Origin of the sequence: Pseudomonas sp. NPDC087614 (assembly GCF_044743485.1) — a bacterium.
In the GTDB taxonomy this organism is placed as follows: Bacteria; Pseudomonadota; Gammaproteobacteria; order Pseudomonadales; family Pseudomonadaceae; genus Aquipseudomonas; species Aquipseudomonas baetica_A.
This window is the reverse complement of the sequence record NZ_JBIUWN010000004.1, coordinates 123,189-141,453: the sequence shown is the minus strand read 5'-3', so window position 1 is coordinate 141,453 and position 18,265 is coordinate 123,189. Positions and strand designations below refer to the sequence as shown.

15 protein-coding genes and 1 pseudogene are annotated in these 18,265 nt (G+C 55.0%); 1 reads left to right on the top strand and 15 read right to left on the bottom strand.

The window, feature by feature from the left end:
* Nucleotides 1-84 precede the first annotated feature (84 nt).
* The 7 genes from ACIOWA_RS02905 to tssI form a co-directional block, all read right to left on the bottom strand.
* On the bottom strand, nucleotides 85-321 hold the full coding sequence (locus tag ACIOWA_RS02905; protein ID WP_401158083.1) for a hypothetical protein: 237 nt from the start codon (nucleotides 319-321) through the stop codon (nucleotides 85-87).
* Between the two features lie 8 nt (nucleotides 322-329).
* The gene (locus ACIOWA_RS02900) at nucleotides 330-1,271 is read right to left on the bottom strand and encodes a PoNe immunity protein domain-containing protein (RefSeq protein ID WP_401158081.1); all 942 of its coding nucleotides are present in this window, start codon (nucleotides 1,269-1,271) and stop codon (nucleotides 330-332) included.
* A gap of 2 nt (nucleotides 1,272-1,273) precedes the next feature.
* A complete protein-coding gene (locus ACIOWA_RS02895; RefSeq protein WP_401158079.1) occupies nucleotides 1,274-2,065 on the bottom strand; it encodes a PoNe immunity protein domain-containing protein in 792 nt (263 codons plus the stop codon).
* Between the two features lie 209 nt (nucleotides 2,066-2,274).
* Nucleotides 2,275-3,399, bottom strand: coding sequence for a DUF3396 domain-containing protein (locus tag ACIOWA_RS02890; RefSeq protein WP_401158077.1), 1,125 nt, complete (start codon nucleotides 3,397-3,399; stop codon nucleotides 2,275-2,277).
* Nucleotides 3,400-3,572: 173 nt separating this feature from the next.
* Entirely contained in the window at nucleotides 3,573-4,697 is a 1,125-nt protein-coding gene (locus ACIOWA_RS02885; protein WP_339507765.1) for a type VI immunity family protein, read from the bottom strand.
* A 19-nt stretch (nucleotides 4,698-4,716) separates the two neighbouring features.
* The gene (locus tag ACIOWA_RS02880; RefSeq protein WP_401158075.1) at nucleotides 4,717-6,003 is read right to left on the bottom strand and encodes a VRR-NUC domain-containing protein; all 1,287 of its coding nucleotides are present in this window, start codon (nucleotides 6,001-6,003) and stop codon (nucleotides 4,717-4,719) included.
* A 3-nt stretch (nucleotides 6,004-6,006) separates the two neighbouring features.
* A complete protein-coding gene (gene tssI / locus ACIOWA_RS02875) occupies nucleotides 6,007-8,247 on the bottom strand; it encodes a type VI secretion system tip protein TssI/VgrG (protein WP_401158073.1) in 2,241 nt (746 codons plus the stop codon).
* 348 nt (nucleotides 8,248-8,595) lie between these two features.
* Between tssI and ACIOWA_RS02870 the strand changes: the two are divergent.
* Nucleotides 8,596-8,848: pseudogene (locus tag ACIOWA_RS02870) on the top strand (hypothetical protein); the annotation flags it as partial.
* Nucleotides 8,849-8,965: 117 nt separating this feature from the next.
* On the opposite strand, the gene ACIOWA_RS02865 reads toward ACIOWA_RS02870, so the two are convergent.
* The 8 genes from ACIOWA_RS02865 to ACIOWA_RS02830 all read right to left on the bottom strand — a co-directional run bounded on the left by ACIOWA_RS02865 (nucleotide 8,966) and on the right by ACIOWA_RS02830 (nucleotide 18,177).
* Entirely contained in the window at nucleotides 8,966-9,586 is a 621-nt protein-coding gene (locus ACIOWA_RS02865) for a hypothetical protein (protein ID WP_401158071.1), read from the bottom strand.
* Nucleotides 9,587-9,633: 47 nt separating this feature from the next.
* Nucleotides 9,634-10,572, bottom strand: a complete 939-nt coding sequence (locus ACIOWA_RS02860; protein ID WP_401158069.1) for a carbohydrate kinase — start codon at nucleotides 10,570-10,572, stop codon at nucleotides 9,634-9,636.
* 13 nt (nucleotides 10,573-10,585) lie between these two features.
* Complete coding sequence (gene xylB, locus ACIOWA_RS02855; protein ID WP_401158067.1) at nucleotides 10,586-12,082, bottom strand: xylulokinase; 1,497 nt, start codon at nucleotides 12,080-12,082, stop codon at nucleotides 10,586-10,588.
* Between the two features lie 113 nt (nucleotides 12,083-12,195).
* Nucleotides 12,196-13,668: a mannitol dehydrogenase family protein gene (locus ACIOWA_RS02850; protein ID WP_401158064.1), complete on the bottom strand. Its 1,473-nt coding sequence runs from the start codon at nucleotides 13,666-13,668 to the stop codon at nucleotides 12,196-12,198.
* A gap of 16 nt (nucleotides 13,669-13,684) precedes the next feature.
* Complete coding sequence (locus ACIOWA_RS02845; RefSeq protein WP_339464300.1) at nucleotides 13,685-14,788, bottom strand: sn-glycerol-3-phosphate ABC transporter ATP-binding protein UgpC; 1,104 nt, start codon at nucleotides 14,786-14,788, stop codon at nucleotides 13,685-13,687.
* Nucleotides 14,789-14,948: 160 nt separating this feature from the next.
* Nucleotides 14,949-15,779, bottom strand: a complete 831-nt coding sequence (locus ACIOWA_RS02840) for a carbohydrate ABC transporter permease (protein ID WP_339464299.1) — start codon at nucleotides 15,777-15,779, stop codon at nucleotides 14,949-14,951.
* 8 nt (nucleotides 15,780-15,787) lie between these two features.
* Entirely contained in the window at nucleotides 15,788-16,714 is a 927-nt protein-coding gene (locus ACIOWA_RS02835; RefSeq protein WP_339464298.1) for a sugar ABC transporter permease, read from the bottom strand.
* A gap of 152 nt (nucleotides 16,715-16,866) precedes the next feature.
* Nucleotides 16,867-18,177: a sugar ABC transporter substrate-binding protein gene (locus tag ACIOWA_RS02830; protein ID WP_339464297.1), complete on the bottom strand. Its 1,311-nt coding sequence runs from the start codon at nucleotides 18,175-18,177 to the stop codon at nucleotides 16,867-16,869.
* Between the last annotated feature and the right edge of the window lie 88 nt (nucleotides 18,178-18,265).

Below are 18,265 nucleotides of genomic sequence, written 5' to 3'. Positions count from 1 at the left end.
CTCGGCGTCGGCGAAGGTCATCTGCTTCATCGGAAAACTCGGCGGGTGGAATCTGGGGATTTTGCCAAAATCAGAAAGTCTTTTTCAGAGTTTTCCTAGTGACTCCGAGGTCAGTTTTTTGTAGCTGTCCTGAAGTAATCCGTTAAGGTGTGCTCCAAATTCATCATTGAATTTTCTAAAACAGTCAATAATCTTCAGTTTTTTTCCTGCTGTGTAGCCTTCTTTAAAGTATAAGGTGGCGATCACGCCGAGTTTGACCACGGGGGTACCGTCAGGGAGTTCATATGAGAAATCTTTGGCGCGATTTTCGAGGTTTTTCATTATTTCGGTTACTCTTCGCCAGACCGATACCGGATAGTGTCGCCACAATTGGAGCCTTCATTCTTCGGCATGATCTCGCCTTGGTTAAAGTAACGGCGAGAATCTGCCTCAGCCGGAGTAAACCAGAATCCTGTTTTACTGCATGGTTGATCAGCGTCTATTCGAGCAGTCTGAGATTTGTTGGATACTTGATGATTTCTTGCGTATTCAACCAGTTCTTTCGGATACACCATGTGGTCTATATTGCGATCATCAATACCGTAAAGAAACGCTACTGCTCCTGCTTCCAGCGCCCAATAACCACAGTAGCTACCTTCATCGCCTTGTTTGTGAGAGTCATGCCAAGGTGCTTGTTCGAACGCTGGATACCAACTTTCGCAATATTTTTTTAATAGATTTGAGGCTTCGTGTTTATCCTCTACGTAAATAGCGAGGACTAAAGGTGTATAAACGTCGTGATACCAACGGTCAACATCGTATCGATCAGGTAATATTTTACAAAGTAGGTCTTCATACAGTGTGTCATTACCGCCATAGCCCGCGGGGTCGATAAGCGAAACGAAGCGCTTTAGCAAGTCAGATCGGTGAAGAAGTATGCATAGACTAAAAACCTGGACGCACTCCTCGTATTGGTCTAGCCAGTCATCAATTGTCAATGGTGTTATGTTTGGGATCCCTTCATAAACTGCTAATTTTTTCTGTAGTAGTTCGTAGCTGTTTATGAGGCTTTCCATCAGTGGGATGAGATTGTTTATCTCGTCTCCCGCTGTATAGCGAATGAGTATTTCTTTAAATATTAGTTTTTGGAAGTGTCGGGCTCGAAGAGATTTTTCTTGATCTTCTGAGTCTGCTTGAAATGTATTTTTCTCAAAAAATGCTGTTGTTTTTTCTTTGTTCTTGAAGAAATTTTGATAGCGGTTTTCGCTCAAATACTGTTGTCTTCTATGCATCTTCAAGCACCAACCTGCGATTTTTTCGTGGTTTGCTGGTTTCGGGCATATTTGACGAAGTCTTGTGGATAAATCATATGATCAATTTTGCTGTCTTCGATGTCATACAAAAAGGCAATAGCTCCAGCCTCGAATGCCCAGTATCCAACGTAGTTTCCTTCTTCACCCTGCAGGTGAGTATCATGCCAAGGTGCTTGTTCAAAGGCCGAATACCATTGATTGCAGTATCTTTGCAGAAAATTTGTAGCTTCTTCTTTTGTTTTTGCATATATGGCTTGTACTAGCGGTGAATAAACGTCGTGATACCATTGGTCTACATCAGTTCTGCCAGTCAATATTTTACAGAGTAAATCTTCGTATAACGTGTCATCGCCAGCATATCCCGCATTGTCTATCAATTTAACAAAGCGATTGAGCAGGTCTGTGCGATGCAATAGGATGCAGAGACCTATGACTTGCACGCACTCTTCATATTCGTGTAGCCAGTCGTCTATTGCTAGCGGTGAAATTCCAGGGGACTGTTCCGATATCGCTAGTGCCGTCTGCCGGATTTCATATTTTTCAATCAGATATTCCAATTGTGGAACCAGCGAAGAAATTTCTTCGCCTGCTGTATACGTGGCTGTTAGTTTTCGAAGTGCTAAGCGTTGAGCGAATCTTGAGCGAAGTGTCGCTTCACCTTCGGGGGTGTCGGACTTGAATTTAGTCGTGTTTAAAAGCTCGACAGCATCGTCATGCTCTTTTAAGAAGTTGTTGTAGTGGGCTTCATTAAAGAATTTTTGTCTATTTTTCATTTGGCGACTAAACTTAAGCGAATCTAATGTTCCATATTTTTTATCAGAACTTTCGTCCGTTCATTTACAAGGCATTCTAATTGGCTTGATTGTGATGGAAGGTTTTGTGGCTCTTATTGATCGATTCGTCTGTAAGGTCAAGGCAGAATTCTCTTTGTGCACTTCGCTCAGATCCTGAAATAGATCTAAGCGAAGGGTAGGGGGTGGGCTTAGTCTTCACCTGACCAATACCAAAGCGTATCGCCCCAATCCGAATTATCAATTTTAGGCATTAGCTCTCCCAGCTTGAAGTATTTACGAGAGTTTGGCTTTGCCGGGGTAAACCAGTAACCTTCTTTTGTGCATGACTGGTTCGACTCTATACGGGAAGGAGTGGTGATGTCGTCATTACGGTCAAAGCGCGCATACCATTTATCAGTGCTCTCTTTCTCAAAGCAATTTCCATAGGGTGAGTAGCTATGTAATTGATCCGGAACTGGTATACGTAGAGGCTTGAAAATGTTGTTTGCCGCAACATACGCTGCCGGGAGATACTCCTCAGAGGAACCAAGCTCAGGCCACTCTCCTGCTCGAACGATCAGTCCTTTTTTATAGCTGAGAATATTTATGTCACCGCGACCGCTGAAAGACTTTCTAATTATTGATTCCCCACCCAATCGTTCGATAAGGTCGTTTTCTACAATCGTGAACCAATTTACTCCCTTAATGTAACCAAGCAGTTCCCTTGCAGACGAATGAGGCATCGAATCGACTTGCAGGCCAGGATAACGCTGCGCTAATTCGTATTCTGTTGGCATATAGCTATGGTAGTCGTAAGGCAGAATGCTTGAGAGACCTGCATATCCATGCTCCGCGCCAATTTGGTCACAAAGATAAGTGATCCAATCCTGGAAGCGCTCCACGCCGTTTTCTTCATTTAAGAAAGTCCACGGCAATACAATTTTTATAAATGACCGTTTTTTGTCACCGTGTACTTCAAATGAATTGAGCATTGACATGCTATAGCTGTCGGCCTCATCAGGGCTGCCCGAGCTACCTATGAACCAGCTGAACTGATCATCCGGATCAGTTTGAAGAATATTTTCACGTGCCTTTGTGAAATTGTCTTTTGTAAGTTTTTTTCGACGCCGATAAATCATTGTTTTTAACTGGGATTCAAATTCTTCATAGAATTTAGCGAAGCATTCATCGATTTTGTTCTTTTTTTTGAGACTGTACCCCTCGTTAAAATACAGAGTGGCAATCAGCCCGAGCTTAACCTTCGGCAGGGCGTCTGACTGCTCAATCGTCAAATTATGTGCTTGCTCATTGAGGGCTTTTAAGAGTCGGTCCATGGAGAGTCTCATTTAATGGCATCAAATCGGAAAGTGCACTACCAACTTGAGAGTGGCCCTGTACAAATGTTAAGTACTTGCATAGACCTCCACCCTAGCACATAGCCAGCGATGCCGCTGGCGTCCGTCAATGGTCTTAGATGCCGACTAAAAGAGCTGCTTTATGCCCAATGCTATTTTTCGCTCGACCAGTACCATAATGTATCGCCCCAATCTGAGTCATTAAAACTTGGCATCAGTTCGCCTTGTTGAAAATAACGACTTGAATTGGCGCGTGCAGGAGTGAACCAGATACCTTCTTTCGGGCACGGTTTTCCGGACTCCACACGAGCTGGAGTAGTGACGTTGTCTTCCCGGTCGAACCGAGCATACCAATGTGCAGTGCTGTCTTTTTCGAAGCAATTCCCATGTGGGGAATAATTATGCAACTGACTGGGGGTAGGGATGCGCAGTGATTTAACTATTTTGTTGACGGCCACGTAAGAGGGCGGTGCGCCGTCATCGATTGCACCGAGTTGAGGATAATCTCCTGCTCGGATAATCAAGCCACTACCGTATCTTTCTATATGAACATCACCGCGCCCTTCAAACGCCTGGTGCAGAGCATCCTCTCCCCCAAGTTTCTGCACAAAGGTCTCTCCTAGCACAGTTTGCCAGTTCACCCCTTTGATAAAGTCGATCAAATGAATAGTCAAACTATGGGGCATTGAGTCAACGTCCAGCCCTAGGTACCGTTGAGCGAGCTCAAACTCCATTGGCAAATAGCTATCGAAATCATAAGGAAGGATTGTTGATAATCCACCATATCCGTGCTCGGCGTTGACTTTCGAGCTCAGGAAATTTATCCAGTAATTATATCGAGATAACCCTTCTTCGGTGGTTATAAGTTGCCAGGGTAGTACGATTTTTATATATGATCGAGCATGGTCGCCGTGCAACTCCCGGCTGTTCATGGTTGATATTCCGTACTCTTCAGCTTCATAAATACTGGCGGCGCTAGTAAGTTGCCATTCGTACTGCTCATTTGGGCCGGTGCGTATCGTTTTCTCTACGTTTTTTTCAAGGTTTTGTTGAGTGAGCTTTGTGTACTTATCTTTAATCTGTCCTTTCAAATGGGTCCCGAACTCTTCATAAAAAGCAAGGAAGCAGTCCATTACAGATGTTTTAACTTCGGTTGTGTATCCATTCTTGAAGTAAAGTGTTGCGATCACGCCAAGCTTCACCACGGGTGTACCGTCCGAGAGCTCAAATGACAAATCTTCAGCGCGATTTTCAAGGTTTTTCACTATTTCGTTCACGATCGTTCTCGGCAAATAATTACAAAGCGGGGCGAAGTGCGGGCATGGTGATCGCTTGGTTCAACACCTTAAACAATTCGGGCCAGAACCTCACCGCAAATTTGATTATCATCATCAGCCCAGCGATAAGTGATGCTGGAATCCCGAGCGCTACAACGACCTCACCGACAACAATGATTACTATGGCAGTTGCAACAGCTGAGCCTACGAATACCAACCAATGCACCCAATCAACTTCGCGTAAGGCTTCCAGTGTCAAATCAGTATGTTTCTGTATTTCTGACCAGATTTCGCGTATCTGATCGTCTGTCCAACGCATCACTTGACCGCCGGCCTCGCCAACCCATTCCCACGCTTTCTGTGATTCAAGACGTAGCCACTCGCTTTGAGAACTGATCCAGGCCGCTGCCTCTGCAAGATGTTCTTCAACATCTTGCGAAAGGTCACGGAGACCCCGTCCTCCTTGTTCAATGAGACTGTCCACCGCCGCATCGATTTTTTGCGTCCAACGTTCTACCTGTGCAGGTTTTGGAATTGGTTCGGGACCGTAGACCGGGACAGGTGTGGGCGCCTCTTTAGGCGGACGCTCAGGGATGGGCGGTAGCGTCCATTTGTTAGGGTCGTAAGCTTGTGTGGGTCTTTGCTCTCTGTTGAATTTCTTGTCATCCTCGCGCTCTTTTTTGCTCCGACAATCCTTTACTTCCAATACTGCAAATCGATCAAGATCTCCGGCGATGCGCTCATAGTCCACGCGCTGGCCTCTTCCCAGAACATCGCCAGGAAATTTTACTTCAACAACTCTTTCAACATTGTTTTTATGAGGGGCCCCGTCGTGGTCTAGACATTCTAATCCTGGCCAACGAATCTGGGCATTTTTGACGATGACGACATCTGGCCGACGTAAAAATCCACCCATTGAGTTACTTGGGAAGAACGTCATGGTATGGCGACGATCAGGATCCGGTGTTTTTCCACCTACCAGCGACGAGCTAAGATACGGGATAGGGGCTTGAGGAGGAGGCGGCCTCATATCAAAGCTGACTTCCGCTTTATATTCGAAGAAGAAATCACGAAGATATTCGTCGACTTTGATTAGACCACTCATGACGAGCTGCTTGAGTTCTGCATCCGACTCGCTGCCGTCTTTCAAGCGCTTAAAAGAAAGCTTTGGATATAAAAGACCATACTGAGCCTTGTCCATAAGGTAAGACTGATTCCGCGGAGACACTGTACCTATAGTGACTTGCCCCTCAATGCTAGTTGATGTGCATTTCTTCAGCGTTTCTGGCGATTCGGCTACTGCCATTTATCAGCCCTCCTTGGCATTCAAGTAGTCCATTACCATTTCGGTAGGTGCGGTTTCACCGACCCGGATCAACGGCTTTTTCTTTTCCGGTTTTCGTTCTGGTGTCAACAGTTCCACTGGTGCTGGCTCAGCAGTACGCGCTAAAAAAGTTTTGCCTTCATGGTCGGCGTAACCTGCGATACGAGTCCCATCTGCAAGCCTGAGTGTGTACGCACTACCTACCGCGGGTTCTCCGGTTTTTTCATCGAGTAGCTGATAGCGAGCCTTATGACTACGCGGTGCGCTTTGCAGCAATTTTCCTGCCTTATCCGCCGCAGCCAACCCCGGAATCAACGGAATCAAAATCCCGATCCCGGTCCCCACCCCCGGCGCCCCCCCGGTATTAACCTTCACCTCAGCCCCGCTAATCGTCACACCACCCGCATCAACCTTCACAAAACTCCCGCCAGCCTTGGCGGTCAGTTCCATCCCCCCCTCAACCACAACCTTCTCGCCAGCGTGGTAGTGAATCTCCGTCCCGGCCTCGACAAACTGCGCCGTGCCCACTTTCACATGTTGGGTCACGCCCACCGTCAGGTGGTCATCCGCGCGCATTTCGCTTTTGCGATCCAGATGCGTAATCCGGTGTTCTTCAACCTTGAATTCGCTCAGCGTATTGGCTTCAACGGTGTCATGCCGTTCATTGCCGACGCGAATCTTCTGGTCGTGCTCGATGTTTTCGTCCCAGTCGCGCTGGGCATGGATATAGATCTGCTCGACGCCTTTTTTGTCTTCGATACGGAATTCGTTGTAGCCCTTGCCGCCCGGTGAACTCAGGGTTTTGAAGGTGCTGCGGGTTTTGTTCGCCGGCAGGTCGTAGGGGACGACGTTTTCCTTGTGGTACAGGCAACCGGTGACCAGTGGCTGATCTGGATCGCCTTCAAGGAAGGTGACGAGGACTTCCATGCCGATGCGCGGGATGGCGATCCCGCCATACGCCGCGCCGGCCCAGCCGCTGGCGACGCGCATCCAGCAGGTGGTTTTGTCGTTGGACTGACCGTCGCGATCCCAGTGGAATTGCACTTTGATGCGGCCGTACTGGTCGCAGTGGATTTCTTCGCCTGCGGGTCCGGTGACGACGGCGGTCTGGCTGCCGAGGACTTTTGGTTTCGGGTGTTCAAGGGCAGGGCGGTAGTGCGCGTCCCACGGGGTGGCGAGGAAGCTGTTGCGGTAGCCCTGGTGGAAATCGCTTTTGTTGTCGGTGACGTCGCTGGTGACGTTTTCGCCGAGCACTTGCGGTTGTTTGCCTTCGTGGAAGACTTCGAGCAGCAACCACATATCGTTCCACTCGGCGCGCGGGTGTTCGGCGAGGGTGAGGAAGTGGCCGCTGGTAAGGGTCGGTTCGTCACCTTTGCCTTCGGCGAGTGTGTAGTCGCTGCGATGGCGTTCCAGCGCGCGGGCGGAGAGGACCTTGCCGCGCTCGCGCGTGGTGAAGCGGCCGGGGTAGTCGTAGTCCTCGAGGTCCGGGGCGAAGGGGCTGGTTGCCGTGCCTTCGGGGAGGATCTGCGGCTTTTCGAAGTCGTAGTCGCGGCGGCTGACGCGAGTGGTGCGGGTTTCCAGGCGCAGGTTGAAGCGCTTGATCACCGGTTTGTCAGCGCTCATGCCGGAGTCTTGCTGGTAGCTCACGGCTTTAAGTTTGCGAAACACGGTCTGGTCGTCGCCGAACACCAGTTTGTGGCCGCTACTGCTGTGCTGGAAGTGGAAGTGAATGCCTTCCTCTTCGCACAGGCGCTGGATGAAGTGCAGGTCTGATTCGTCGTACTGCACGCAGTAGTCACGCTCGGGGTACTCGGCGCCGAGCTGGAAGCTGTAGGCGTTGGCGAGGATGCCGCGATCTTCCAGCACCTGAGCGATGATCTTCGGCACTGTGAGTTGCTGAAAGATCTGCTGGTCGTGGTTGTGGCGCAGGTAGGCCAGTTGCGGCACCAGACTGATGCTGTATCGGGTCAGGGTTTTGCCGGAATCGCCTTGCTCGATGCGGTACACCAGGCCGTGGATCTTGCCTTCGCCGGTGGCGCCAAAGGTCAGCACACCGGGCTTGTGCAGCAGCTCTTCGAGCTTCAGATCGGGGCGGGCGCTGACCAGTTCGAGGTCGAAACGGAACGGTTCGTTGAGGGCTTCGCGACCGGTGAAGCTGAGGACTTGCAGGTCGGCGTTGGCGCCTTCAAGCGTGAGGGTGATGTGGGTTGCGTTGGCGTCCAGCATGCCTAGAGTTCCGTCCGTTGAATAAGCAGGTGACGGATGATGTCGGATTAGGCTGACTCGTTCAAGGCGCAAATGCCGTAGTGAGGGGCTTGGCAGCGTATGGGGGAAACCCTTAGCTGGGCCATTTGGCCTAATGAAATCGGGCGTTTTAGCCGATATACCCGCGACGGTTACGCGTATTCAACTGACCGGGCGCATGAGAATTACCAGTCAGTTTCAGACTAGAGTTGCCTGTAGCACGTCAAAGCCATCGGCCATCAACCATGTTCAACGGTGCGATGCTGACGTCCAACGACGTGAAAGATCTTACCCTCGTGGTGTCGCGACGGGACAAGTACACCGCGCGTGTTAAAGGCCGATGTACATCTGATCAAAAGTGCCGACAGCGGCGCCGAAAGAGTCGGCTCCATCGACGGCCACACGCTCAGTGGCGGTTGGCCGCGCATGAATGGCGACAACTCGATGCCTTACTTCGATGGCAGCAACCCGTATCTGGTCAACTGTGTGCAGGTCAACGACTTACCGCACCCGATACGAGAAGTTTACCCGGGATGTGGATGAGACCCGGTTGATGGTGAGTTACAACTTTTGGGTGTTGTGAACCTCAGATTTGTAGTGCTTGATCCGGCGTTTTCGTGAGCAAGCCCCCACCCACAGGTTTCTCGGGTGTTCATAAACAGAGATCCTTGTGGGAGCGGGCTTGCTCGCGAAGGCGTTGTTACAGCCAATGCCAGAATTGGCTCCAGAACCCGCGATTCAAGTCCTCCTTGCAGCCGGCATATTGCTGGGCATACACATTCGAACGACTTTGCACCTTGCCCGCCGTGGCCATCAACCACGCCTTGCTGGCATAGGTTTTCTGCCGATAGCCACCCCAGCCTTCGTGGTAGTTGAGGTACTGGCCGTAGGCGTCGTATTTGTATACGCCGTTGATCGACGTGGTCTTGTCCATGTACCAGCCAACAAAATCGATAGCGTCATCAAAGTCCTCACGGTCGGCCCAGTTGCGGCCGGTGCTTTTCTGGTAGTCGGACCAGACTTCATCCTTGGCCTGGGCGTAGCCCGAGGCGGTCGACACCCGGCCCCAGGGGATTACCCAGAGCAGGTATTTGCGCGGGGTCTTGGCGTCGTAGCGGTAGCCGGATTCCTGATACATGATGGCGAAGGGCACCTGGATCGGCACGCCCCAGCGTTTTTGCGTGACTTGCGCTGCGTCGTACCAATCACTTTTCTCGCGGAAGATCTCGCAGATGTTTTCTGGCGAACGGGGCGGCGAGGTGCCGCAACCCGTCAATAGCGCCGCGAGTATCAGTAGTCCAATCGTCTGCCCTGAATTCAAAAGCCGTTATCCCGTCTTGCGCGTAAAAAGGGCGACAGTCTACGCGCTCAGCTCAATTGGTGACGATAGGGTAAATCCGGACCGGTCTTGCTGCACGTCAGCGCCGCCGCTTGCACGGCAAACTTGAGCATCGCGTCAATCTGCTCGCGCGCAAGATGTTGCACGCCGTCCACCGAATCCAGGCCTTGTTCGGTCAACCAAGTGATCAGCGCGGCCTGGAAGGTATCGCCGGCGCCAACGGTATCGGCGATCTTTACCGAACTGGCCGGCACCGACCATGCACCATGGACGCGGCTGAAGGCCGTCGCGCCGTCACCGCCCCGGGTCAGGAATACCACTTGGCAGCGATGCTCCAGCCAGCCTTCGATGACGCGCTGCGGGTCCTGCCCGGGGTACAGCAGGCTCAAGTCTTCATCGCTGACTTTGATCAGATCCGCCAGTTGCACCAGTGTGGCGATGCGTGCGCGCCACAGATCGATATTCGGCTCGGGATTGAGGCGCACGTTGGGGTCGAGCGTGATCAGGCGTTTGCCGCTTTCGCGCTGGACCAGGGCGAGCAGGGTGTCGGCAATCGGCTGCACCACCAGTGAGAACGAACCGACATGCAGGCCGCGCACCTCGGGGCCCAACGTCGGCAGGTGCGTCAGGCTCAGTTGCCGATCCGCGCAGCCTTCACCGCGAAAGCTGTAATGCGGCGAGCCATTGGCTCCGACGGCGACCATCGCCAGGGTGGTCGGCGCGGCGAAGTCCACCAGATAGTCCGGTCGCACACCTTCATCCTGCAGCACTTGCTGCAAGCGGCCGCCGAGGTAGTCGGTGGACAGTCCGCCAAACAAGGCCGAATCCACGCCCAAGCGGCGCAAGCCGACGGCGACGTTGAACGGCGAGCCGCCGGCAATCGCCTTGAAATTCACTTTCGAGGCCAGACCGCTGGCATCGTTTTCGCTGAAGAAATCAAACAGGGCTTCGCCACACACCAAATACATAATTGTTAGCTCTTTATAGGATTGCGACATGTTGTTGATAGCGTTCATAGGCCTGCTGGAACGCTGTGACGTTGGTGGCAATCGGCAGGGTTTCACTGCTCAGGTCAAGCTTCACGCAGCGCTCGCACAGGTCGGCAAGTGTGTCTTCGTGGCCGTTCGACCATGATTTGCACCATGCCGCTTGAATCGCCGCGCCAAGGGCAGCGGCTTCGCTTTGTTCGGTGCAGATCACCGGGGTGTCCATGATGTCGGCGACGATCTGCCGCCACACGGCGCTTTTCGAGCCACCGCCGATCAGGCAAATGCTGCGGCTTTGTAAACCATTGTGCCGGAGCAAATCCAGTCCATAGCGCAGGCCGAACGTGGTGCCTTCGACGGCAGCGCGGCACAGATTGGCTTGGGTGAGGTTATCCAGCGTCAAGCCGTGCAGGCTGCCGGTGGCATGGGGCAGGGCGGGGACGCGTTCGCCGTTGAGGAACGGCAGCATGCTCACGCCCTCGGCGCCGATGGGCGCTTGCGCGACGAGCTCGTTGAACTGATCGAGATCGAGGTCGAACAACTCGCGGATGGCGACGGTGGCGTTGGTCAGGTTCATGGTGCAGATCAGCGGCAACCAGCCACCGCTGGAGGAACAGAAGGTAGCGACCGAGGCATCCGGACTGACTTTCGGCACGTCGGCATAGGCATACACCGTACCGGAGGAACCCAGGCTCATGGTGATGGCGCCGGGCTGAATGTTGGCGGTGCCGATGGCGCCCATCATGTTGTCACCGCCGCCGCTGGAGATCAGTGCGTTGGGGTTCAGGCCCAGTTGTTCGGCGATGGCTGGGAGGAGGGTCCCCACCGCTTCGTGTGCGTCGATCAACTCCGGCAGCGCTGCTTGCAGGCGTCCGCTGGCGTCGATGTCGCGCAGCAGTTGCAAGTCCCACTGGCGGGTGCGTACGTTGAAATAACCGGTGCCCGAGGCGTCGCCGTATTCGCTGCACGCGCGGCCGGTAAGCCAGTAATTGAGGTAGTCGTGGGGCAGCAGAATTCGCGATATGCGCGCAAATACCGCCGGATGCTGTTCTTTGGTCCAAAGCAGTTTCGACACGGTGTAGCCCGGCGCGATGACCACGCCGAGGCGTTCCAGCGAGCCTTTCTCGCCGCCCAGATGGGTGAGCAGTCGATCATTTTCGGCGCTGCTTTCGGTGTCGCACCAGAGTTTGGCCGGGCGCAACACTTCGCCTTGATCGTCGAGCAATACCAAACCGTGTTGCTGGCCTGACACGCCAATGCCGAGAATCGACTGACCGTCGACATTCGCCGCCAAGAGTGCTCGGCGGGTGGCGAGGGCGAAGGCTTGCAGCCATTGCTGCGTGTCTTGCTCGCGGCGACCATTGGCGCCGCTGATCATCGTGTGTGCGGCGGCGCCCTGGCCGAGGACTTGGCCGCTGGTGGCATCCAGGATGATTGCTTTGGTGCCTTGGGTGCCGCAGTCGATGCCCAGGAAGCGTTGTCGGGTTGTCACAGGAATGTCCTCAGGGTCTCAGGTCTGCCAGCAGGCTCGCCCCACAAGGGTGCGCATTTCAAAATGTGGGAGCGGGCTTGCTCGCGAGGGCGTCAGTCGTCTCACCGCTCGATTCAGGCCAGCACCCGTTCCAATGTTCGCGAAACACCCACTTCGCGCAAACTCTCGCAGCACCACTCGAACGCCGCGACAAACGCCGCCGAACGCGGGATCGCCGTGCCAAAAATCTCCTCGACCGCCAATAATCGCTGAGAGATCAACGCATCCTCCGCCACCAGCCCCTGACAAAACGCCGCGCGCGGATCTGGTATCGAATAGGTGTCGCCGTTCTCATCCATGCCTTTCAAATACAGGGCCCACGCAGCAACGACCAAGGCTGCGCGTTTGGTGTCCTGGCCATCAGCAATCAACCGATTGATCGTCGGAATCGTGAACTTGGGAAACTTCGACGACCCGTCCGAACACACCCGTTCAAGCTGATCGGCAATCGCCTGATTGGAGAACCGCGCTACCAGTGTGTCCTTGTATTCGCTCAGATCAATGCCGGGCACTGGCGCCAGTTGCGGCGTGACATCCTGATCCATGTAAGCGCGCATGTACCGCACGAACAGCGGGTCATTCATGGTCTCGTGGACAAAGCGATAACCCTTCAAAAAGCCCAGATAAGTCAGCGCCAGATGGCTGCCATTGAGCAGTTTGATCTTCATTTCTTCGTACGGCGAAACGTCGTCGGTGAACTGCACACCGACCTTTTCCCAGGCCGGACGGCCGTTGACGAACCTGTCTTCCAGCACCCACTGCACAAACGGCTCACAAACCACCGGCCAGGCATCGTCCACGCCGTGCTTGTCCGCCAGTTGCAGGCGATGCGCGGTGCTGGTCATCGGCGTGATGCGGTCAACCATGGCGTTGGGGAAACTGACGTTCTGCTCGATCCAGTCGCGCAGCACGGGGTCGCGCAACATGGCGAACGTGAGCAACGCTTTGCGGGTGACGGCGCCGTTGTGGGGCAGGTTATCGCAGGACATGATCGTGAACGCCGCCGTGCCGGCGCCACGGCGTTTCTCCAGCGCTGCGCAAAGGAAACCGAAGACGGTTTTCGGGGCTTGAGGGTGTGCCAGATCGTATTGAATCTGCGGCAAGTGCGCCATGAACTCACCGTTGCTGTCGTCGATGCAATAGCCACCTTCGGTGATGGTCAGCGAGACGATGCGGATCTGCGGATCGGCGAGTTTTTCGATGAGGGCCTGAGCACCGTCCTCGGCCAACAGCATGTCGCTGATCGCACCGATCACACGGACTTCGGTGTCGTCGCTATCGCCGAGTTCGAACAGCGTGAACAGGTAATCCTGCTCCTTGAGATCATCGCGGGCGCGGCGGTCTTCGTCGCGCAGGCCAACGCCGCAAATCGCCCAGTCCAGCGCTTCGCCGGTGTTCATCAGCGCGTCGGTGTAATACGCCTGATGCGCGCGATGAAATCCACCGACGCCAATGTGAGCAATGCCCTGACGGGTGTCGCTGAGGTTGTAGGCGGGCAGTTTCACCTCAGGAGCGAGGCGGTTGAGGTTCTGTTCGTTCAGTTTCATCGGATAGTCTCGACAATCAGGCCGCAGCGCGTAGCGGACGGGTCAACGCCAGACCTTCGGCATCGAATAAGTGGCAGTGGGCGGCGTCCAGACACAAGTTCAGTTGCTCGCCATAACGGCTGGCCAGGTCTGCGCGTACACGCATGGTCAGGGCTTCGCCGGCATTGGTTTTGACGTGGCAGAACGTGTCGCTGCCCAAGCGCTCGCTGACGTCAGCGGTGACGTGCAGGGTGCAGTCGCCCGGTTGCGCCAGTTCCAGGTGTTCGGGGCGGATGCCGAGGGTCACGTCGCTGCCAACGCTCAGATGGGCGGCGTTGAAGGGCAGCGTGATACGCGTCCCCGCGTCCAGCGCCACTTCGCAGTGTTGTCCATCGACCCGGGCGATCTTGCCCTTGAGGAAACCCATCTTCGGCGTGCCGAGGAAACCGGCGACGAACAGGTTGGCGGGGTTGTGATACAGGTCCAGCGGAGAGCCCACTTGCTCGATCTTGCCACCATTCAGCACCACGACTTTGTCAGCCATGGTCATGGCTTCAACCTGATCGTGGGTGACGTAGATCATGGTCGCTTGCAAGTCTTTGTGCAGGCGCAGCAGTTCCAGGCGCATCTGCACCCGCAGGGCCGCGTCGAGGTTGGACAGTGGTTCATCGAAGAGGAAAATTTTCGGGTTGCGCACGATGGCGCGGCCAATGGCTACGCGCTGACGCTGACCACCGGAGAGTTGTTTCGGCTTGCGCTCCAGCAACGGCCCCAGCTCAAGGATGCGCGCCGCTTCGCCGACTTTTTTCGCGACTTCGGCTTTGGGCACGCCGGCCAGATCGAGGGCGAACGACATGTTCTTTTTCACCGTCATGTGCGGATACAGCGCGTAGGTCTGGAACACCATCGCCAGATCGCGTTTGGCCGGGCTGACTTCGGTGATGTCGCGACCATCCAGTTCGATGGTGCCGCCACTGACTTCTTCAAGGCCGGCGATCAGACGCAGCAGCGTGGATTTGCCGCAACCGGACGGGCCGACGAAGACCACGAACTCTTTGTCGTTCACTTCCAGGTCGATGCCCTTGATGATGGAAAAACCTTCGAAGCCTTTTTGCAGATTCTTGATTTTCAGGTTGGCCATGGGGGCCTCCGCTTGAGTTATTTCAATTGCACCGGGCAAGCTTTTGGTGGGAGCGGGCTTGCTCGCGAAGCGGTCGTGTCAGTCGGTATCAAGGGTGGATGACACTGCGCTTTCGCGAGCAAGCCCGCTCCCACGGGACATTGCGTTGGGTTGGATAGATTCATTTCACGGCGCCGAACGACAAACCGCGCACCAGTTGTTTTTGGCTGATCCAGCCGAAGATCAGGATCGGCGCACACGCCAGGGTCGAGACTGCCGACAACTTGGCCCAGAACAACCCTTCGGGACTCGAATACGAGGCGATCAGCGCGGTCAGTGGTGCGGCTTTTGACGAGGTCAGGTTCAGCGACCAGAAAGCCTCGTTCCAGCACAGGATCAGCGACAGCAGCACCGTCGAGGCCAGGCCGCCCTTGGCGATCGGCAGCAGTACGCGAACCATTTCCTGCCACAGCGTGGCGCCGTCGAGCCGGGCGGCTTCGAGGATGTCTTTGGGAATGTCCTTGAAGTAGGTGTAAATCATCCAGACCACGATGGGCAGGTTGATCAGCGTGTAGATGACGATCAGGGCCGTGCGCGTGTCGAGCAGGCCGAAACTCTTGGCCAGCAGGTAGATCGGCATCAGCACGCCCACCGGCGGCAGCATTTTGGTGGAGAGCATCCACAGCAGCGTGCCTTTGGTGCGCTGGGTTTCGTAGAACGCCATCGAGTACGCCGCCGGCACCGCGATCAGCAGGGACAGGGCGGTGGCGCTGAAGGAAATCACCACCGAGTTCCAGGCGAAACTGAAGTAGTCGCTGCGCTCGTTGATGTGCAGGTAGTTCTCCAGCGTCGGCGTGAAGATGAACTGTGGCGGCGTGGCAAACGCGTCGATTTCGCTCTTGAAACTGGTCAGCACCATCCAGAAGATCGGGAAGAAAATCACGATCGCGATGGCCCAGGCCAGGGTGCCGAGCAGCAGGCTTTGCAGCCGGCGGGATTGTTGAAGAGTCATGGCAGGCCTCAGGCTTTGTCAGTCAGGTTTTTGCCGATCATCCGCACCAGAATGATCGCGGCGATGTTGGCGATGACCACGGCAATCAAACCGCCCGCCGAGGCCATGCCGACGTCGAACTGCACCAGTGCCTGGTTGTAGATCAGGTAGGCCAGGTTGGTCGAGGCGTAGCCAGGGCCACCGTTGGTGGTGGTGAAAATCTCGGCGAACACCGACAGCAGAAAGATCGTTTCGATCATCACCACCACGGCAATCGGCCGGGCGAGGTGCGGCAGGGTCAGGTGCCAGAAGATCGCGACGGGGCCAGCGCCGTCCAGGCGCGCCGCTTCTTTTTGTTCCTGGTCGAGGGACTGCATGGCGGTCATCAGAATCAGGATGGCGAAGGGCAGCCATTGCCACGAGACAATGATGATGATCGACAGCAGCGGGTAGTGCGCCAGCCAGTCCACCGGCTGCGCGCCGAACAGCTTCCAGACGTAGGCGAGGATTCCGGAGACCGGATGAAAGATCAGGTTCTTCCAGATCAGAGCGCCGACCGTGGGCATGATGAAGAACGGCGAAATCAGCATCACCCGCACGATTCCGCGACCGAGGAACTCGCTGGCTTCAAGCAGAGCGCTGATCAATACACCGAACACCACGCTGATCAGCAACACACTGCCGACCAGCAACAACGTATTGGTGGCGCCGGGCAGGAAGCCGGAGTCGGTCAGGAAGTAAGTGAAGTTCTCAAGCCCGACGAACTGGTTTTCACCGGGGTAAAGCAGGTTGTAGCGGATCAACGAGAAGTAGACGGTCATGCCCAGCGGCACAATCATCCAGAGCAGCAACAGGGCCACTGAAGGGCTGACCAGAAACCAGCCGGGATTGGCCAAACGGCTTTTGCGCTGTGGCTGGGCGAGGTCGATGTGGGCTTTGGCAGTTGAAGTATTCATGGTGATCACAACCGAGTCATACAGACCTATGGAGATCCCATGTGGAAGCGAGCCTGCTCGCGAAAGCGGTGATCAGTGCCATGTGTATTGGCTGGTACGACGCCTTCGCGAGCAGGCTCGCTGCCACAGGAGGCAGGAGCGAGCCTTACGGATTACTTGGGATAACCGGCGCGCTTCATCGCGCGTTCGGTGGTTTGCTGGGCGGCTTCCAAGGCTTGATCCACCGTGGTCTGGCCGATCAATGCCGCCGAGAACAGCTTGCCGACCTGGGTACCGACGGCCTGGAACTCAGGAATGGTCACCAATTGAATACCGATGTAAGGCACCGGTTTTAGCGTCGGTTTGCTCGGGTCCGCCGCCTTGAGCGATTCCAGCGTCACTTTGGCGAACGGCGCGGCGCTCATGTAGGCATCGCTGTAGGTCGAGGCACGCGTGCCTGGCGGTACGTTGGCGATACCGTCGGTTTTGGCTACCAGTTCGCCGTACTCTTTGGAGGTCGCCCAAGCACTGAATTCTTTCGCGGCGTCTTTGGCTTTGGAGCTGGTCGGAATCGCCAGCGCCCACGAATACAGCCATGCCGAACCTTTGTCGGTGACCTGATGGGGCGCAAAGGTGAAGCCGACGTGATCAGCGACCTTGCTCTGAGTCTTGTCGGTCACAAACGAGCCGGCGACGCTGGCATCGACCCAGATTGCGCATTTGCCGCTGTTGAACAAGGCGAGGTTTTCGTTGAAACCGTTGCTGGACGCACCCGGCGGGCCGGATTTCTTCATGGTGTTGACGTAGAAGTTCAGCGCGTTTTTCCACTCAGGGCCGTTGAATTGCGGCTGCCATTTTTCATCGAACCAGCGTGCGCCATAAGCGTTGGCGATGGTGGTGACCAGCGCCATGTTTTCGCCCCAACCAGCTTTGCCACGCAGGCAGATGCCGTACTGCTCTTTGTCTTTGTGGGTGAGTTTTTCGGCGAAGCCTGCAATCTGCTCCCAGGTCGGACGCTCGGGCATGGTCAGGCCGGCTTCCTTGAACAGATCGGTGCGGTAATAGGTGATCGAGCTTTCGGCATAGAACGGCAAGGCGTACAGCGAACCCTTGACCGACAGGCCTTCGCGCACCGACGGGAACACGTCGTCGAGGGCGTAACTGGCCGGCAGATCCTTCATCGGTTCCAGCCAGCCCTTGGCGCCCCACAGTGCCGCTTCGTACATGCCGATGGTCAACACGTCGAACTGGCCACCCTGGGTGGCGATGTCGGTGGTCAGGCGTTGGCGCAGGACGTTTTCTTCCAGTACCACCCAATTGAGCTTGATGTCCGGATGCTCGGTCTCGAAGGTTTTCGAGAGTTTTTGCATGCGAATCATGTCGCTGTTGTTCACGGTGGCGATGGTCAGGGTCTGGGCGCCAAGGCTGACGCTACTGAGGGTCATGCAGGTGAGGGCAAGCAGAGCTTTTGCAGTGGGTTGCATCGTGCACTCCTTTTCTGCGTCCGGAGGGAGGCAGAAGGACAGTTATTGTTTTTGTGTCTTCCTGTGCAGGAAGAATGTGCGCTGATTA